The organism is Novosphingobium sp. THN1 (assembly GCF_003454795.1).
Lineage (GTDB): Bacteria > Pseudomonadota > Alphaproteobacteria > Sphingomonadales > Sphingomonadaceae > Novosphingobium.
In genome coordinates, this window is record NZ_CP028347.1 from 1,281,489 (window position 1) to 1,298,920 (window position 17,432).

The following is a 17,432-nucleotide window of genomic DNA, read 5'->3' on the forward strand; positions in this document are numbered from 1 at the left end:
GGAACAGGCGCAGGGGCTGGGATAGGTGGCCATGGTGTTGATGTGGCAGCCGGTGGGGCGGAAGTTCGCTGCGGGGCAAGGCTCGAGATGTGCGGATGGGGGCGGCGAAGGGGCAAGGGGAGTATCTGACGGGCGAGCGAGGGCTGGTGGCGCAAGGGCGGCACGCTTGCCGGGGGAGCGGGCGGTCCGTTCCGGGGGTAATCCTGCAGTGTCAGGGCGCGTCCGGTGATCCAGCCGACAAGCACGAGGGCGAGCGCAAGCAGGGGCTGCCCCCGCCGCCTCGCCGCGGGACCTGCCCTCATGCCGCAACCGGCAAAGGCCGCTGCTGCGCTTCCTCGTCAAGCTTGGGGCTTGTGCGACGTGGACGTGGTGGACCGTGTGCTCCCAGCGCAGGACGCCGCCTGCCAGCACCCGGACGTAGGCAGTGACGGCGCGACGCGCGGCGAGCATGGCGATGACGTTGCCCACCGGAAACCGGAACACGGCGCGCAAGGCTTCCGCCCGGCCATACTCGCGGCCAGTGAACAGCGCGCGCATGACCAGACGCCAGATCAGGCTGGCGAGATTGAATGCCAACAGGCCTTTGAGCAGCGGGCCGTCGTCTACCGGGACAGCGAGCCCCGATGATTTGGCGATCAGGACCACCGGCCACAACATGATCAGCAGGTAGGCGGCGGCAAGGACGAGCGCGACCAGCGGCCCGCGACGATCGCGCAGGCGCATCCAGATGTCGCCGGGCGCGCACTTCCAGCCCAGCCGGTCCCAGCCCTGGAAGGCGATGCCGTGGACCCAGCGCGTCTTCTGCCGCACCGATGCGACGAGGTTTGCCGGAAAGAACTCGCGCGTGGCGACGAGCGCGCCCGAACTGTCGCGCACGCGCAGGAAGACAGACCGCCCGCCGGTCTGATGGACGAGCAGGCCGCATTCGTAATCTTCGGTCAGGCATTCGGCGGCGAAGGGCTCGGTACTGGCGCGGGCGACGAGGATGCGGTCAATCGCGCGGCGCGAAAAGGCGCAGCCCACGCCTGCCGAGGGGAGGGCGGCGCCGATGTGGTGCCGGACCACCATGTCGCGCGCATGGGCCTCGGCAAATTCGTCGCAGTAATGGCCGGCGATCCAGGGGCTTGCGCACTGCGGTTCGGGGCGGACCGGGAGTTGCACGAAATCCGCATGGTCGAGCGCGCGGTCCATCAGCGTGAGAGCGGCGGGATGGACCATATCCTCGGCATCGTGGAGGATGAGCGCGCGCACGCGCAGGTCACTGCGCCGCTCGTCCTCGCAGATTGCACGATAGATGCGATTGAGGCAGTCGGCCTTCGTCGTCGGGCCGTCACGATCATGGATGACGACCCGCAGGCGAGGGTCGGGCGCGAGCGAGACGAGTACGGAAATGGTGGCCAGGTCATTGCGATAGCAGCCGACGTAGAGGCGTAAATTGCTTTGCGGCCAGCTTTGCAGGGTATGGCGCACCATCGGCCCGATCACCCGCGATTCCAGCCATGCGGGAACCAGAACGACGGCCAGACCATTGAGTTCGGCATTGCAGGGGTGCGAGACGCGCGGGGTGCGCAGCTTGCCGCTCAGTCGCAGGCGAAGCCAGGCGAGGTCCACGGCCAGTTCGTCGATCGCAAAGATCGCAAACCAGATTGCGGCAAACAGCAGCAATTCGTGCTCGACAACCGCGAGCCATTGCAACGCGGGATAGGTCGGCCATGGTGACAAGAGCTTGCCCCTGTTTGACGTGCCAGACCCCCGTCGGCACAAGGGGAATGCTAGGCCCAAGGCCTGAGTTTCGTGAACATGGGATGATTCGAAAATGGCAGGAAATTCAGGGCTCAGGGGCGCTCTGCACAAGTTGACGCACAACGAAGCAGCACCGGGCATCGTCCTGATGGTCTGTGCAGCGATTGCCCTTGTCCTTGCCAATTCCCCCTTGGCCGACCCATGGCACGAGCTGTTCCACCACACGCTGCCATGGACGCCCGTGCCCAAGCTCGACACGTTGCATCTGTGGATCAACGATGCCTTGATGGCGGTGTTCTTCTTCGTCGTCGGGCTGGAGATCAAGCGCGAGATCCTTGACGGCGAACTCTCAAGCCCGAGCCGCCGCCGCCTGCCGGTCATCGCGGCTGTCGCCGGGATGGCAGTGCCGGCGCTGATCTACATGGGCATAGCCGGGAGCGATCCGGCGCTCCATCGCGGCTGGGCGATTCCTTCGGCCACCGACATCGCCTTTGCCATCGGCGTGCTGGCGCTGGCGGGTAAGGGCCTGCCATCGTCCTTGCGCCTGTTCCTGCTGACCGTGGCGATCGTCGACGACCTTGGCGCGGTCCTGGTCATCGCGTTCTTCTACACGACCGGGCTGGATCTCATGTGGCTGGGCAGCGCCGCCGCCATTTTCCTGACACTGGTGGTGGTGAACCGTGCCGGGGTCAGCTCGCTGATCCCCTATATCCTCGGGGCTGTGGCGCTGTGGTATGCCGTGCTGCATTCCGGCGTCCATGCGACCATTGCCGGAGTGCTCGCCGCGTTGACCGTGCCGCTGGCGCTCAACCGGGAGCATGACAGTCCCCTCCTGCGGCTCGAACATGCATTGGTTGCGCCCAACGGCTTCCTGATCGTGCCGCTGTTCGGCCTTGCCAATGCCGGCGTTGCGCTAGGTTCGATCGACGGGGGGCCACTAGCCCTGCCAATCGCGATTGCCGCGGGCCTGCTGATCGGCAAGCAGGTGGGTATCCTTGGCAGCATCGTGGCGGCGGAAAAGCTGGGTATCGCCAAGCGTCCGGCCGGGGCCAGCATCCGCCAGTTGTGGGGCCTGTCCCTGCTGTGCGGGATTGGCTTCACGATGAGCCTGTTCATCGCCAGCCTTGCTTTCCCGCAAAGCCCGCTGCTGGTCGAAGAGGCGAAGCTGGGGATTCTGGGCGGATCGATAATCTCCGCACTGGCCGGGCTGTTCCTGCTGAAAGGGAGCGCAAAGGGACAGATGTGATTGATGCCGTCGATCAATGTTGCCGTATTATTGCATGAAACCTTTCAGTCGGTCTGGCGTATAAGAGGCTCAATCCACCCGGACACGAAAGGGGAATGTCATGCCCGGCGACAATGCAAAGAAGGCCCTGATCGACAGCATGAACGGTCTGCTGGCCGATTATTTCACGCTCTATCTGAAGACCAAGAATTATCATTGGCACGTGGCTGGCCCGCAGTTCCGCGAACTTCACCTGCTGTTCGACGAGCAGGCCGCCGAACTTTTCGCGCTGACCGACGTGATTGCCGAGCGCGTGCGCAAGAATGGCGGCGATACGCTGACCGGCATCGGCGCGATTGCGGGCAAGGCTTCGATCAAGGACGACGATCGCAGCAAGGTGGACGCCATGGACATGGTCAAGGCCCTGCGCGACGATAACGTGGCGCTGATCAAGGCCATCCGCGCGGTCAAGGAAGCCGCCACCGAAGCCGGTGACAACGCCACCGAAGGCATGGCCGACGACTGGACCGATCAGGCCGAACAGCGCGCCTGGTTCCTGACGCAGACGCTCGCGTAAGGTTCAGCGCACAGCTTTCAGAAAGTTCCGCCCGTCACGATGCCGACACCGTCGGGACGGGTATCGAACCCTGAGGACTTGAGCGCTTCGGCAGTTTCCTGGGGCAGGCCTGCAAGCGCAAGGTCTGCCTGCCAGCGCCCGTCGGCGCCGAGTTTAAGCGTCAGGCGTTCCATGCCCTGCGCACCGCGCATCGGTACGACCAACGCGCCGTTTTCGCAGCGGGCCTGGCCCGAGACAACCAGCGCATCGGGCAGGAGCGGGCCAAGCGAGGCCAGGGTCAGGCTGAGCGTGCCTTGCGCCTCGGCGCACTTGCCATCGACCATGACCGCCGAGAAATCGCCAAACCCGAGCGACGTTACCGGCAGTCCGCCGAGGCCATCGGGCAGAAGCACCGAGCCGTTTGCGCCAATCAGGCGCGAGGGGCCGATCTGCGCGGAAAAGCCTTCGCGCGAGATGGCGAACTGCGGGCGGCCAATCAGCAGCGGCAGCGGCTGGAGGCTGGCATCGACAGTGCCAAGCGGCAGGGGCCCGGCGTTGAGATCGGCAATCCGCCCGCTCCAGACACTGCCTTCGACGCTGCGCGCGGTGATCGTTTCGGGCAGGGCCATGCCCAGCACCAGCCGCAGCGGGAGCAGGACGAGCAGGGCAACCACGAACAGCATGCCGAGTGCCAGCCAGCCACGACGGCCCATGGCGGCGCCACGGATGAAGATCCAGCGCCCGATCACGATGCCGCCTTTCGCACGGTAACGTTGATCGAAACCGTGCCGTCGGGCGCAGGCGTCAGGGTTATCTGTTCCACAGCAAGTCCCTGACCGCCGAGCGCATCGAGCCAGGCGAGCGCGGCAGACGGGCGCGCGGTCGGGATGACCAGAACGGCCATGTCGGACCCGCGCCGTTCGTTCGACTGCACCACGAAACCGGCTTCCTGCGCGCTTGCTCCGGCGATCTGTTCGACCGGACCGGCCAGCGCGGCGGTGCGGTCAGCGGGCGCGCGCTTGAGCGCGGCGATCCCGGCCGTGATCCTGCCAGCCCGCTCGGTCGCCTCGCGATGGCGGGTGGCGGCTGCGTCGAGCGCGTTGCCGACCGGCAGGACGATGCCATAGACCAGCAAGATCACTGCGGCGAGCGCGCCGCCGATGCTGACCAGAACGCGTTCGCGCCGGGTGAGGCCGATGTACCAGGTGGAGACTTGCCGCATCACGGTGCCCTCACCGTTATGGCGGCGACGGTGGCGCCGGTCGGGTCAGGGGCAAGGGCAGGCGGCACGGTAACCTTCCAGCCATTGTTCTGCAGCGTGATCAGCACGGCGTTGACATCCTCTGCGCGCGGCGCGGCAGCAGTGAAGCGCAAGGTGCCATCGGCGCCGTAGCCAAGATCACGCAACTTCACGCCGGGCACGGGGCGCATGGCATCAAGCACGGCAGCAACGGGCGCGGCAAAGCTGGCACCGCCTTCGCCGCGCTTGGCGAGTTCTGCGGCGAGCAGGCGTTCGGCCGTGGCGAGATCGGTCGCGGCAGGAAAGCGCTTCTGAGCAAGGTCGAGGGCGCGGGCTTCCTCGGCGCTGCTGTCGAGATTCCACTTCACGATCCACACCACCATCAGCAGCAGGGCAAGCAGTGCGGCCACTGCGGCCATGCGGGCCAGGCCGAGCCAGTTGGCGGTGCGGAACACCGAGACGCGGCGCGGAGCATAGGCGCCTTGCCGCAGGTTCAGCGGCGGGGCGGCGTGAACCTGGGCGAGTCGCTCGGCCAGGGCATCCTCGTCGAGCGCAGTCTGGTCCAGACATTCGCCCAGCGCTTCGACCAGTGCCTCTTCTGCCGCAAATGCGGCTGCCGGGGTCCGCGCGAGCAACTGTTCGCCCAGAGCGCCAAGGACCAGAGCGCCGTCCTGCCTGGGGAGAACGAGGGCCGCCGGAACGATGGCCTGCGGATCGATCCCGGCCGTTGCCAAGGTGGCCAGCCAATGGTCCATCTCCGAAGCGGACAGGCGGCTGGAGAGCAGGCGTCCATCCGCTGCGGCGACTGCGACGTGGCGCTCTGCGGCAAGGCCGCCTTGCGCCAGCGCGAGACGTTCGGCCGCAAGCGCCTGTGCCACCGGCATCGCCGGCAGGGGCTTGTCCACGACGGGGGCAAGGGCGCTGGGTACAAGCACGGTGACCGAGGAGTGGACCGGCAGGTCGGCCGAGTATTCTTCAGGCCCCACGCCAGCTTCGCCGACCCGGCGCCAGCGCCAGGGATCGCCCGACCCGGGCGGGAGGATCAGGATCAATCCGTCAGCAGAAGGGGAGCCGGTGGTGGCCATCTGCGCCGCGTCAGTTCTGTCCGGCGTAGATGTCGGCGTTGAGATCGCTGCCGCCCGGCTGGCCATCGGCGCCAAGGGAGAAGATCTCGAACGGCCTGCCGTCGCGGCCCGGGGTCTGGTACTGGTAGGGGTGGCCCCAGGGATCGGTCGGCACCTCCTTCACATAGCCGCCGGAGCGATAGTTCTGCGGCTGGGCAAGGTTGGCGGGCGGGGATTTGAGGGCGTTCAGACCCTCGGCCAGACCGGGATAGCTGGCCATGTCGAGGCGGTACATTTCCATGCCCTGTTCGAGCGTGGCAATGTCGCTGCGCGCCTTGACCACCATCGCCTTGTCCTGGCTGGGCAGGACGTTGATGAGCACCACGGTGGCGAGCAGGCCGATGATGAAGATGACGACCATCAGTTCGACAAGGCTGAAGCCGTTGCGGCGGCGCTCATCAGCGGTCTCGGGGGTCGGCTCGGGCGTAACTTCGGTCATGGTCATCACAGTCCGGTGAGGTTCTGGAGCTGCAGGATCGGCAGCAGGATGGCGAGGATGATGAGCGCGACAGCCGTGCCCATCACCACGATGATCGCGGGTTCGAGCAGCGCCATGGCCGCGGCGGTGAACGCCTCGAACTCGCGCTCGAGATAGTCGGCGGCGCGTTCGAGCATGGTGCCGAGCTGGCCCGCTGCCTCCCCGCTGGCGGCAAGGTAGACCAGCAGTGGCGGGAAGGTGCCCGCCTCGCGCAGGGCGGTGGAGAGCGAGCCGCCAGCGCGGACCTTCTCGCTGATCTGGGCGAGAGATTGCGCCTGCACTGCGTTCGAGACAGTGCGCGTTGACAGGCGCAGGCCATCGACCAGCGGCAGGCGTGCCTCGATCATCGTGGCCAGCGTGCGGGCAAGGCTGGCGGCGTGGACATCACGGATGAGCTTGCCGATGAAGGGCAGGCGCAGCAGCGCGGCATCGAAGCGCAGCTTGAAGGCGGGCTGGCGCAAGGCGCGGACGAAGCCGACGACTGCCAGCGCGATCAGGGCAAGCAGCGCCCACCACCAAGTGCTGAGAAACTGCGAGATGCCGATGACCACGCGGGTCAGCACCGGCAGCTGGCGGCTGGCGTTGTCGAACTGTTCGACCACGCGGGGGACGACCGAGATCATCAGGCCGGTGACGACCGCTATGGCGACAAACGACAGCACGATGGGGTAGGCCAGCGCGGCGATGATCTTGCCGCGCACCTGCGCCTGCCGCTCCAGCATGTCGGCCAGCCGGTCGGCGATGGCAGGGAGGCTGCCGGAGTTCTCGCCAGCTGCGATCATCGCGCGGTAGATGGGCGGAAAGCTCGGCTCTTCGCGGCGCATGGCCTCGGCCAGCGGCAGGCCTTCGACGATCCCGGCGTGGACGCTTGAAAGGATCGCCTGCGCCTTGGGCTTTTCGGTCTGCCGGGCAATTGTGCGCAAGGTTTCCTCGAGCGGGCTGACGACCATCAGCGAGGAGAGCTGGCGGGTGAACAGGGCGAGCTGCTTGGCCGAAAGCTTCGTGGCGAACAGCGCAAGGCCGGAGGTGCTGGTGGCGGCACGACGGGCGGACGCAGCGACATCGGCCTGCACGCTGACCACGAACCATTCGCGCGCGACCAGCTTTTCCCGCGCCGACGCTTCACTGGCCGCTTCGATCGCGCCGCGGCGTTCGTCCCCCTTGGGATCGATGGCGTGATAGGCAAAACGCGCCATCAGCCGTCCCGCCGCATGATGCGCGCCGCTTCCTCAGGCGACGTGGTGCCATCCTTGACCATGCGCCGCACGGCCTTGGCCAAGGTTGGCGAATCGGCAAAGGCATGGCGGGCGATGGCCGCTTCGTCGGCATTGTCGTGGATCATCTGGCGGACGGTGTCGTCCACCCGCAGTGCCTCGAACACGCCGACGCGGCCCTGATAGCCGGTCTGGCTGCATTCACCGCAGCCCTTGGCGGAACAGACCGTCCGTCCCGGCTTCATGCCCAGCACCTCGGCCATGCCGGGATCGAGCGCGCGCTCCTCGCGGCAATTTGGGCAGAGGCGGCGGACCAGGCGCTGGGCGATGACCGCGCGCAAGGTGGAGGCGAGCAGAAATGGCTCCACGCCCATGTCGCGCATGCGGGTGACGGCACCGGCGGCATCGTTGGTGTGGACCGTCGACAGCACAAGGTGGCCGGTGAGCGAGGCCTGCACGGCGATGTCGGCAGTTTCACGGTCACGGATTTCACCGACCATGACCACGTCAGGGTCCTGGCGCAGGATCGCGCGCAGACCGGCGGCGAACGTGAGGCCGACCTTGGAATTGACCTGCGTCTGGCCCACGCCATCCACAGCGTATTCCACAGGGTCTTCCACAGTCAGGATGTTGCGCTGGCCATCGTTCAGCCCGCGCAGCGCGGCATAGAGCGTGGTCGTCTTGCCCGAACCCGTCGGCCCGGTGACGAGAACGATGCCGTTGGGTTCGGCAAGGGCGCGGCGCAGCGTGTCCTCGGCCCTGGCATCAAGGCCAAGGTGGACGAGATCGAGCCCGGCGTTCTCCTTGTCGAGCAGGCGCATCACCACACGCTCGCCCGCACGGTTGGGCAGGGTGGAGACGCGCACGTCGACCAGCTTGCCGCCAAGGCTGAGCGAGATGCGTCCGTCCTGCGGAACGCGGCGTTCGGCAATGTCCAGCCGCGCCATGACCTTGATGCGGCTGACCAGCACCGGGGCGACATGCGGGGGCATGCGCAGCTTCTCGGTCAGCACGCCATCGACGCGCATGCGCACGACGAGCGCGGTTTCATAGGGTTCGATGTGGATGTCGGACACGCCCTGGCGCAGGCTTTCGGCGATCAGGCCGTTGATCAAGCGGATCGCGGGGGCATCGTCGGCGCTGTCGAGCAGGTCCTCGGCAGTGGGCAGGCCAAGCGCGAGCGGATCGAGCCCGTCACCCGCGATGCCCATGTCGCCCGCCACGGCGGCGGCTGCGCCATCCATGGCGTAGGCATCGGCGAGCAGCTTCTCGAATTCCGGCGGAGATACGCGCCGGACGCGGAGTGGCAAGCCGAAGCTGCCGCGAATCTCGAGCAGGCTCAGCGGGTCCGCGCCATCGCGCAGCGCGACGGTGACATGTTCGGCATGGACGGCTTCGATAAGTGCGCCGTGATCGCGGGCAAAGGCATAGGGGACCGCTGGCACCGGCGCAGGCGCGACGATGGTCACCGCCTCGACCAGCGGCTCCCCGGTGTCTGCGATGGCGCTCACGCTTTCCATGCTTCAGTTCTGTGCGCTGCTCGGCGGAAGTTCGGTCTGATCAAGCGGTACCGGCGTGGCGCGCGGGCGAATGAGCGTGTCACCCGGAGCGACCACCGCAACTTGCGCAGACGGTGCGGCCGGCAGCGTTGCGCCCATGTAGTCGACGATCAGTTCGTCGATGGTCGGCTCCTGCTTGGCGTTGAAATCGATCTGCGCCTGACGGACGACGCCATAGCGGCGCGCGGCTAGTGCGGCGCGGTCGGCGGCGTTGCGCAGGATCGTCGGGCGGATGAAGACCATGAGGTTGGTCTTGACCCTGCTGCGCCCGCGCGACTTGAACAGTTCGCCCACCACCGGGATGTCGCCAAGCAGCGGCACCTTCTGCAGCGTGCGCTGTTCGTTGTCGTCGAGCAAGCCGCCCAATGCGACGATTTCGCGGTCGCCCACGGTCACGGTCGTCTTGATCTCGCGCTTGTTGATGATCAGCTCGTCCGACTTGCTGGAAACGGTGCCTGCGATCGAGCTGACTTCCTGGCGCAGGTCGAGGCGGACCATGTTCCCGGCGTTGATCTGGGGCGTCACATCAAGCTCGATGCCGACATTCTGGCGCTGCACAGTGCGGAAGGTGTCGCTGAAATTGCCGCTCGACAGCGCCTCGCCCGTCGTGATCGGCACGTCCTGGCCGAACAGGATCGAGGCGGGGACATTGTTGTTGGTGGTGATGTGCGGGGTCGACAGGATGTTCGAGTTCTTGTCGGTCTGCACCGCATTGATCAGCGCGCCGAGGTAGGTGTCCTTCGACAGCTCTGTCAGGAAGCCGGTGTATGCGCCGCTGGCCGAGAGTGCCTTGGTGGCCGCGTTCTGACGCAGCAGGTCTCCCGCCGTGCTGTTGGTCGTGGTGGTGACAGTGGTGCCGTTGACCACGGTGGTCGTCTGGTTGAGGTTGTCGGCCAGCAGCCCGCCCGCGATATCGATGATGTTGGGCGAGGAGTTGGAGAAGTTGGTGACGGCAAAGGGCTTGTCCTTGCCGCCGAACAGCAGCTGGACGCCGAGTTCCTTCGCCACGTTGTTCGAAATCTCGACGATGATCGCTTCGACCAGCACCTGCTCCTGCGGCACGTCGAGCTGGCGGATCACTTCGCCGATGCGGCGCTGGTCATCGGCTGGCGCGGCGATGATGATCGCGTTGGCGCCGGGATAGCGCGTGATCGTGGCCGTGCCGCGTCCATTGGCAAGCTTGATCGGACCATTGCCGAGCCCGCCCGCGGTGGCGCCGATCGGGCTGGTCTGGCTGCCGCCGGTGGCAGCTGCCTGCCCGGTCGAGCCTTGCGTGCCTGCGTTCGACGTCTGGCTGCCGCCGACGCCGCCGAGCGAAACGGGCGCAGCGCTGGCCGAAGCCACTTCGCCACCTCCCTGACCGCCCAGCAGGCGTTCGAGCACCGGCACCAGCGCTGCCGAATCCGCATAGTCCAGCCAGACGACCTTGATCTCGCCCCCGGTCGCAGCTTTCGCGTCAAGCTGGCGGGCCATTGCCGCAAGCTTTGCCAGCGTGGCCGGTTCGCCGCGCATCAGCACGGCGTTCGAGCTGTCCACCGCGACGACCGTGGCCAGCGCGCGGGCACCTTCGCCGCCGGCCGGGACCAGCTGGCTCAATGCCGTGGCGATCTCGCGCGCGCCGGCATGGTCGAGGATCACGGTCTGCGTGGCGGCGTTGTCGCGGTCGATATCGGCCAGCAGCGCGCGGATGCGGCGCATGTTGTCGGCATAATCGACGACCACCAGCGAATTTCCCGCCTTGTTGGCGGTGATCGCGCCTTCCTTGCTGATCAGCGGGCGCAGGGTCTCCACCGCTTGCGCAGCGTCGATGGCGCGCAGGCGGATGACTTCGGTGACCATCTGGCTGAGCGCGGCACCACGGCTGCCGATGCGCGAGGGGTTGCTGGCCGCGCCCTCGGCGGGCTGGATGCGGAACGCGCCATTGCCGGTCGGCACGGCGACGAGACCATTGGCGCGCAGGGTGGAGAGGAACACCTCGAAGTATTCCGAGCGGCTGAGCGGACGGTCGGAAACGACGCTGATCTTGGCCTGCACCCGGCTGTCGACGATGAAGGTGCGGCCTGTCACTTCGGCGGCATCGGCGACGAAAGCACGGATGTCCGCTTCGCGCACGTTGAGGGTGTATTGCGCCAGCGCGGCCTGCGGCACGGCAAGGGCGAGCACTGCGGCTCCGAGGAGCATCTTGGGGCTAAGGAGCTTGCGCAAGGTCATGGGGCCAATGTGATAGCAAGAGGAAGCTGGCGATCCCCGCGACGGACGGTGACCGCGACTGAAGTGCCGGCGCGGATGGCACCGGAAAGCGCAGCGGCTTCGGCCGCGCTGGTGATCGGCTTGCCATCGACAGCGGTGATGACATCGCCGGGCTGGAAGCCTGCGGCCCGGAAAGCCGCCCCGTCACCCGACGAGAGGACTTCGACACCGACGACCTTTCCGCTTTCGGCGCGCGGCCCGAAGTTGACCCCGCTGCGCAAGGCGGCAACGCTGACCCCGCCGCCGGGTGCGGCTGCCGCCGGTGCTGCCACCGGGTTTGCCGCGACAACGCCCTGTGCGCTGGGCGCCGGGCCGGACTGGTCGAGATAGAGCAGTTCCTTTGCGCCATTGCGCGCCAGTTCGACGTGATCGAATGCGACTGCCGCCAGCGTGACGCCGGGCTGCACTTCGGCGCCAACGCGATAGACCTGCTGCAGGCCGTCTCCTCCGGCAATGATCGCCGTGCCGCCGCCACCGGGCGTCGCGCGCGTGGCGAACAGGGTCAGCGCGAGCGAGGTTACCGCGCCCGACTGCTCTGCCTGTGCCGAAGCGGCGGGCGTGCGGTTGAACGGATCGACCGTGGCGAACAGTGCTGCGCGGGCTGTGGGCGACATGATGCGAACGCCGCGTGGCGCCCAATCGCCCAGCGGCGAGACCGGGGTGACGATCGCCCAGAACAGCGCTGCGGCAAGCCCCGCGATGAGGCTGGCGAGCATCCACCACAGTATGTCATGCAGGGGCGGCAAGGCGGGTCGCAACCCGGCGATGACCAGCCTCCTTTGCCCGAATCCCACGCCAGCGTTCCCCTTCCGAAGCAGCAGGAATAACCGCAAGGCTGCGATTCACAAATGCTTCCGGTTACTTGGTCCGACAGATGCCAAGCAGTGCAATGCTACGGGAGTGTGACAAAGGCGTGGCAAACTCGCCAGTTTGGAAAAGGCGTCGCTGCTCCGGAGCGCTGCACTCTCTATTCGGATTCGCGCTCTCGTGCGTTGAGCTTGCTCCACAGGTTTTCCGTGCCCGCCTCGATCGCCTTGTTCACGTATTGCGAGGCGACCAGCCAGCCCTTGAACGGGCGGAGCGTGGCAAGGCAACCGATGGCCAGGATCGGCACGGACGTGAGCACGTGCACCCACCACGGCGGCGCGTAGGCAACTTCAAGCCAGACCGCAAAGAACGTGAGCGGGAAGGCGGTGATGCACAGCGCGAAGAAGGCCGGGCCGTCATCGGCATTGGCGAACTGGTAGTCGAGCCCGCATTCCGGGCAGGTCTTCTGCAGCTTCAGCCAGCCCTCGAACATCGGCCCCTTGCCGCACTTCGGGCACAGTCCCTTCCAGCCACACCGCAGGATCCAGTCAAACTTGGGATTGTCGGTGAAGATGGCCATGAACAAATGCCTGTCGTTGTGCGAACGAGGCCTCCTTAGGCCTGCCCGGCGCAAGCGCAAAGCACAACCTTGCTATCAGTTTGCCGGGTTGTGCTTGTCGAGGAAGGCTTCCATCTGGCCAAGGAAGCTCAATCGGTCCTCCTCGCGGCTGAAGTGGTGGTCGCCTTCCGGCTGGATGTAGAATTCGACCGGCTTGCCCGCCTTTTTCAACTTTTCGGCGTAGTCCTTCGACTGCGCGAGCGGCACCCTCAGGTCCTTCTTGCCGTGGATCACGAGGATCGGGATGCCGGTCCGCTCGGCATTGTTGATGGGCGACACGGCGCGAAGATCGGGTGCGCGGCTTTTCCAATAGTCGAGGTTGCCCAGGCCGCCGACGAACTGGCTGTCGAACTTGAGGATCGCAGGCAGGTCGGAGACGCCGGCAAAGCTGATGGCGCAACGATAGAGGTCGGGATTTCGTTCTGCCGCGCGCATGGCAACATAGCCGCCATAGGAGCCGCCTGCGATGCAGACGCGCTTGCCATCGGCCAGACCTGTCGTCACCGCCCAGGCGCGGGCATCGTCGACGTCGTCCTGCATCTTGAGGCCCCATTCGCCGTCGCCAGCGGCAGTATAGGCAGCGCCGAAACCGGTCGAGCCGCGATAGTTCGGCTGGAGGACCGCATAGCCGCGGTCGGCGAGGAACTGGGTCCAGAAGTCCCAGTGTTCATAATCGCGGGCGCGCGGGCCACCGTGCGGCAGGACGATCAGCGGCAGGTTCTTCGAGGTTCCGCCCGAAGGAAGGGTAAGAACTGCGTTGAGCTTCATCCCGTCGCGTGCGGTGTAGCTGATGGTCTTGACCGCGGCGAGGGGCTTGTTGCCGATGGCAGGGTTCTCCATCCCCAGCATGGCCAGCTTTCCTGTGCCGAGCGACAGGGTGTAATAGCTCCCCGGCGCCGAAGGACTGCTCTCGCGGATGACGAATGTCTGCTCGTCGGCACTTTGCGAAACGATCTGCACCTGCTTGCCCGCAAAGGCCTGTTCAAGCCCCGCCTGGACCTGCTGCATCTTGGGATCGAACCACACTGTGCGGCGGCGCGTGTCGGTATAGCGGACGCCGCGAATTTGCGTTTCCGTCGGATCGGCGATCAGCGAATCCAGATCATGCTCGGGCGCTTCGTAGAGCATGGCACCGGTCTGCATCGTGGCCAGGTCCAGCATGTAGAGCGCGGTGCGCCCGTTCTTGTCGCTGAAGGCCGCGGCTTTGCCCGGTTCGGCAAGGAACAGCACCGGCACGGGCAGGTCGTTCTTGCCTTCGCCGGTCCTTGCCACCACCCTGAAGCCGTCCTGCGCACGATCGCGATAGAGCAGGCGGTGATCGCGGCCACCGTTTTCATCGCCTATGCCGACGCGGACAGCGCCGCTGCCATCGGCATACCAGGACATCACGCCTTCCTTCGGCCAGACGACCTTGTCGAACTTGTTCGTCGCCACGTCGACCAGCGAGACTTCCGGCCAGAAATCGGGGTCGCTTGCATAGACGGACTTCTGCGATGCCAGAAGGATGCGCGTGGAACCGTCGTTGGCCTGCCAGATCACGTCGCCGGCGTGCTGGCCGACTTCCTTCTGCTGGACATAGTGCATCTTCGATCCATCGGCCCGGAACGCCACGATCCGGGTAACGTAGAACCCGGTGTCCAGCGCAACATTGCCGACGTTGGCGATAAGCCAGTCGTTGTTGACCCAGCGATACCAGTTGAGATCGCCCTTGTCGGCATCGATGACCGTGCTTTCGCCTGAACGATCGGTGTTGAAGATGACGATCTTCTGCGCGCCATTCTGCGCGGCCCGCGCAATGATCTGCTTGCCGTTGGGAGAAAGCTCCGGCCCGGCAATTGCAGGCAGTCGGGCAAAATCAGCAATCGGCCGCTCGGCTGCGGCTGGCGAGGAAACACAAAGCGCCGCTGCCAGCGCCAGACCCGAAACAGTAACGCCGCTCAAATACCCCATGCCCCACCTGTAACAAATCGTGATTGCCGAGGAGTGGTCAGGTCGCTTGCATATTGCAAGTGCGATTTGCCGTTGTGCGGGAAAGACTTGCCCTGCTGCGAATGCATGTCATGATGTTGCAATGATGCGCGCCCTATCCCTGTTTCGCGCCCGTTTTCTTGACGTCCTCGCGTCGATCTACATCTACAACGAACATCGCGGATATACTTCGCTTGACCGTGTGCTGGATGCGGTGCGGGCGCGATGTCCGGATGATGCCGGCTTCATCGCCGCAATCGAGAAGCATCGCGCGGACGAGCGCAAGCACTATGTGATGTTTCGGCGCTGGTTCGAACTGCGCGGGACGATGCCGCTCGCCGTCGATTCCACCTGCGGCCACATCGATCGCTTCATCCACAAGGTGTTCGGTTGCTCGATCGACGAACTGGACACGCAGGGCGTGATCGCCAGTCCCGAGGCGTTCGAGAAGCTGTGCCGGGTCATCATGCTGACCGAACAGCGCGGCATGCGGCAGGTCGAGATCCTGCTCCACAACAGCCACGTGCGCTCGGACAAGGCCTTGAAGCGCATCTTCGAGGTGGTCGAGAAGGACGAGCCCGACCACTGGATGCCCTATGCCGCCTGGCTCGATGCGCAGGGCCGCGAGAAGACCAAGTGGCGTGAGCGTTGGGCCGATTACTGGATTCACAAATCGCTGATGCTGGTGAAACTGCCCAGCCTGTTCCTGCGTCGCTCGACGCCGCGGATGGTCGCTTGGCCTGATGCCGGGGAACGTTAGACAGGGCACGGCTCCCGCGCTAATCTTGCAGCGGGGAGAAGTGGATGGACGGGGCAATCGAGGACCGCAGGCCCAGCCTGCTATCGCGGATCGTGCGCAAGGCACTGGTCACGTTCTATCGCATGCGCGGCTGGAAGGCGCACGGCACCCCGCCTGCGGATGGCCGTTGCGTGATCATCGCTGCGCCGCACACGTCGAACTGGGATTTTCTCTATTTCATCGGCCTGACCGAAGATCTTGGCCTGAAGCCGCACTTCATGGCCAAGGACAGCCTGTTCCGCTGGCCGCTGGGCGGTTTCATGCGCGACATGGGCGGCGTTTCGATCGACCGGTCGGCGCGCAAGAACGTGGTCGATGCGATGGTTGCCGAATTCGCGCGGCGCGACCGCTTCATGCTGACGATCGCGCCCGAAGGCACACGCAGCGCGGTCGGCCAATGGCGCAGCGGGTTCTACCACATCGCGCTGAAGGCCAAGGTGCCGATGGTCGTCGGCATGATGGACTACGGGACGAAGACCGGTGGCCTCGGCCCGGCCATCTGGCCATCTGGCGATTATGAAGCCGACATGCGCAAGATCTTCGAAGTCTACCGCAAGGTCACGCCGAAGCACCCCGGCAAGGGCCTGACCGAGCCTCCGGAGGTTTCCGATGCCTGATGCGCTGCTCCTCGCCCTGCTGGTCAACGTCGCGATCCTCGTGGTCGGCATGGGCCTGCTGTGGCGGGTGGCGGTGAAGATCGGCGACGTCAGCTTCATCGACGCGGTGTGGGGCGGCGGCATGGGCGTGCTGGCCTTGGCTTCTTGGCTGCATGTCGGCGGCGGCCCCGGCGCGCGGGCGAGCCTGATTGCGGCGATGGCGGTGATCTGGGCGGCGCGGCTGGCATGGCACCTCTACACCCGCTGGCGCGGCCATGGCGAAGACCCGCGCTATGCGAAGATGCTCGGCAAGGCCAAGGCCAAGGGCGAGTTTGCGTCAGCCGCGCTCAAGTTCGTCTTCGCCCCGCAGGCGCTGCTGCTGTTCATCACTTGCCTGCCTGCACAACTCGGCATCCTCGCCAGCGGAAGACCTGCGCCACTGGGCGCGCTGGCCATCGCGGGGACCGCGTTGTGGTTGGTCGGCATCGTGTTCGAGACCATCGGCGATGCGCAACTGCGCGCCTTCCGCGCCGACCCCGCCAACAAGGGCCGCGTTCTCCAGACGGGCCTGTGGCGCTACACCCGCCACCCCAACTACTTCGGCGACGCCTGCGTCTGGTGGGGCATCTGGCTCGCCGCCGCCGACGCCGGCCTGTGGGTCGCACTGGCGAGCGTGATTGGCCCGGTGTTCCTGACCTTCACGCTGACCAAGTGGTCAGGCAAGCCGCTGCTCGAAAAGGGCATGGAAGCGCGGCGGCCGGGGTATAGGGAATACGTCGAGCGGACTTCGGGGTTTGTGCCTTGGTGGCCAAAGCGGGGGTGAAATGAGCAAAACACGATGGCTGAGCAAGCTTTTCGAACGCAGACTGTTCTGGGTGGCGACCGGCGCGTTTGCCTCAGCCATTGCAATGCTCTCTGCGCAAGTGATCGACAGGCTCTATCTCAACGAACCGGAAGAGTTAGTGATACGAGGAGCAAACCTGAGCGAGAACCTGAAAACCGAACTGATTGAAACAGTTGGAACGTGTTTGGGACGTTTTGATCTGGACACGGGCCCGCATGACTACAGCGTGCATGTTCCAACGAACCGCCTCGGGAAAAAAGACTACGAGTGTCTCCTGAGAAAGGGCACGAGGATTGGGGAATTCGTTAAGGCGGAGGAGGCCTATCAGGTCGTGCCGGGCACCATCTGGGTAGGTTCGGGCTGGACCATTGAGAGACCGCTCCCGTCACCCTGAACTTGTTTCAGGGTCC

At 65.7% G+C, this 17,432-nt stretch carries 16 protein-coding genes and 1 pseudogene; 6 read left to right on the top strand and 11 right to left on the bottom strand.

From position 1 onward, the window contains the following. Positions 1-402: 402 nt before the first annotated feature. Positions 403-1,884, bottom strand: a pseudogene (locus C7W88_RS23555) (glycosyl transferase family protein); the annotation flags it as partial. Between C7W88_RS23555 and nhaA the strand changes: the two are divergent. Together nhaA and C7W88_RS06345 are read left to right on the top strand one after the other, a co-directional pair. Next, complete coding sequence (nhaA, locus tag C7W88_RS06340) at positions 1,856-2,989, top strand: Na+/H+ antiporter NhaA (RefSeq protein ID WP_370073203.1); 1,134 nt, start codon at positions 1,856-1,858, stop codon at positions 2,987-2,989. The pseudogene C7W88_RS23555 and the gene nhaA overlap by 29 nt on opposite strands. A 100-nt stretch (positions 2,990-3,089) precedes the next feature. Next, on the top strand, positions 3,090-3,545 hold the full coding sequence (locus C7W88_RS06345) for a Dps family protein (protein WP_118072917.1): 456 nt from the start codon (positions 3,090-3,092) through the stop codon (positions 3,543-3,545). 17 nt (positions 3,546-3,562) lie between these two features. Here the strand turns inward: C7W88_RS06345 and gspN are convergent, their stop codons facing one another. From gspN to C7W88_RS06395, 10 genes are all read right to left on the bottom strand, one after another. Continuing rightward, on the bottom strand, positions 3,563-4,273 hold the full coding sequence (gspN, locus tag C7W88_RS06350) for a type II secretion system protein N (RefSeq protein ID WP_118072918.1): 711 nt from the start codon (positions 4,271-4,273) through the stop codon (positions 3,563-3,565). Then, complete coding sequence (gene gspM / locus C7W88_RS06355) at positions 4,270-4,746, bottom strand: type II secretion system protein GspM (RefSeq protein ID WP_118072919.1); 477 nt, start codon at positions 4,744-4,746, stop codon at positions 4,270-4,272. Before gspM ends, gspN begins: the two co-directional genes overlap by 4 nt. Continuing rightward, positions 4,746-5,849 carry a type II secretion system protein GspL gene (gene gspL, locus C7W88_RS06360; protein ID WP_162895933.1) on the bottom strand — a complete coding sequence of 368 codons (1,104 nt, stop codon included), beginning with the start codon at positions 5,847-5,849 and terminating at the stop codon, positions 4,746-4,748. The genes gspM and gspL overlap by 1 nt, the downstream gene beginning before the upstream one ends. Positions 5,850-5,859: 10 nt before the next feature. After that, the gene (gspG, locus tag C7W88_RS06365) at positions 5,860-6,333 is read right to left on the bottom strand and encodes a type II secretion system major pseudopilin GspG (RefSeq protein WP_370073204.1); all 474 of its coding nucleotides are present in this window, start codon (positions 6,331-6,333) and stop codon (positions 5,860-5,862) included. Then, the gene (gspF, locus tag C7W88_RS06370; protein ID WP_118072921.1) at positions 6,333-7,562 is read right to left on the bottom strand and encodes a type II secretion system inner membrane protein GspF; all 1,230 of its coding nucleotides are present in this window, start codon (positions 7,560-7,562) and stop codon (positions 6,333-6,335) included. The genes gspG and gspF overlap by 1 nt, the downstream gene beginning before the upstream one ends. Next, positions 7,562-9,100, bottom strand: coding sequence for a type II secretion system ATPase GspE (gspE, locus tag C7W88_RS06375; RefSeq protein WP_118072922.1), 1,539 nt, complete (start codon positions 9,098-9,100; stop codon positions 7,562-7,564). Before gspE ends, gspF begins: the two co-directional genes overlap by 1 nt. Before the next feature lie 3 nt (positions 9,101-9,103). Beyond that, positions 9,104-11,350, bottom strand: a complete 2,247-nt coding sequence (gspD, locus tag C7W88_RS06380) for a type II secretion system secretin GspD (RefSeq protein WP_118072923.1) — start codon at positions 11,348-11,350, stop codon at positions 9,104-9,106. Further along, on the bottom strand, positions 11,347-12,183 hold the full coding sequence (locus C7W88_RS06385) for a type II secretion system protein N (protein ID WP_162895934.1): 837 nt from the start codon (positions 12,181-12,183) through the stop codon (positions 11,347-11,349). The genes gspD and C7W88_RS06385 overlap by 4 nt, the downstream gene beginning before the upstream one ends. Positions 12,184-12,356: 173 nt before the next feature. Continuing rightward, on the bottom strand, positions 12,357-12,776 hold the full coding sequence (locus C7W88_RS06390) for a DUF983 domain-containing protein (RefSeq protein WP_118072925.1): 420 nt from the start codon (positions 12,774-12,776) through the stop codon (positions 12,357-12,359). Positions 12,777-12,851: 75 nt separating this feature from the next. Then, on the bottom strand, positions 12,852-14,765 hold the full coding sequence (locus C7W88_RS06395) for a S9 family peptidase (protein WP_118072926.1): 1,914 nt from the start codon (positions 14,763-14,765) through the stop codon (positions 12,852-12,854). Between the two features lie 124 nt (positions 14,766-14,889). Here C7W88_RS06395 and C7W88_RS06400 point away from each other — a divergent pair, with 124 nt between their 5' ends. The 4 genes from C7W88_RS06400 to C7W88_RS06415 are packed head-to-tail and all read left to right on the top strand — an operon-like array spanning position 14,890 to position 17,416. Next, positions 14,890-15,543 carry a ferritin-like domain-containing protein gene (locus C7W88_RS06400; protein ID WP_240344862.1) on the top strand — a complete coding sequence of 218 codons (654 nt, stop codon included), beginning with the start codon at positions 14,890-14,892 and terminating at the stop codon, positions 15,541-15,543. 44 nt (positions 15,544-15,587) lie between these two features. Further along, positions 15,588-16,199: a lysophospholipid acyltransferase family protein gene (locus C7W88_RS06405; protein ID WP_118072928.1), complete on the top strand. Its 612-nt coding sequence runs from the start codon at positions 15,588-15,590 to the stop codon at positions 16,197-16,199. Further along, entirely contained in the window at positions 16,192-17,001 is an 810-nt protein-coding gene (locus C7W88_RS06410; protein ID WP_162895935.1) for a DUF1295 domain-containing protein, read from the top strand. Before C7W88_RS06405 ends, C7W88_RS06410 begins: the two co-directional genes overlap by 8 nt. A gap of 1 nt (position 17,002) precedes the next feature. Next, the gene (locus C7W88_RS06415; protein WP_118072929.1) at positions 17,003-17,416 is read left to right on the top strand and encodes a hypothetical protein; all 414 of its coding nucleotides are present in this window, start codon (positions 17,003-17,005) and stop codon (positions 17,414-17,416) included. Positions 17,417-17,432: the final 16 nt, after the last annotated feature.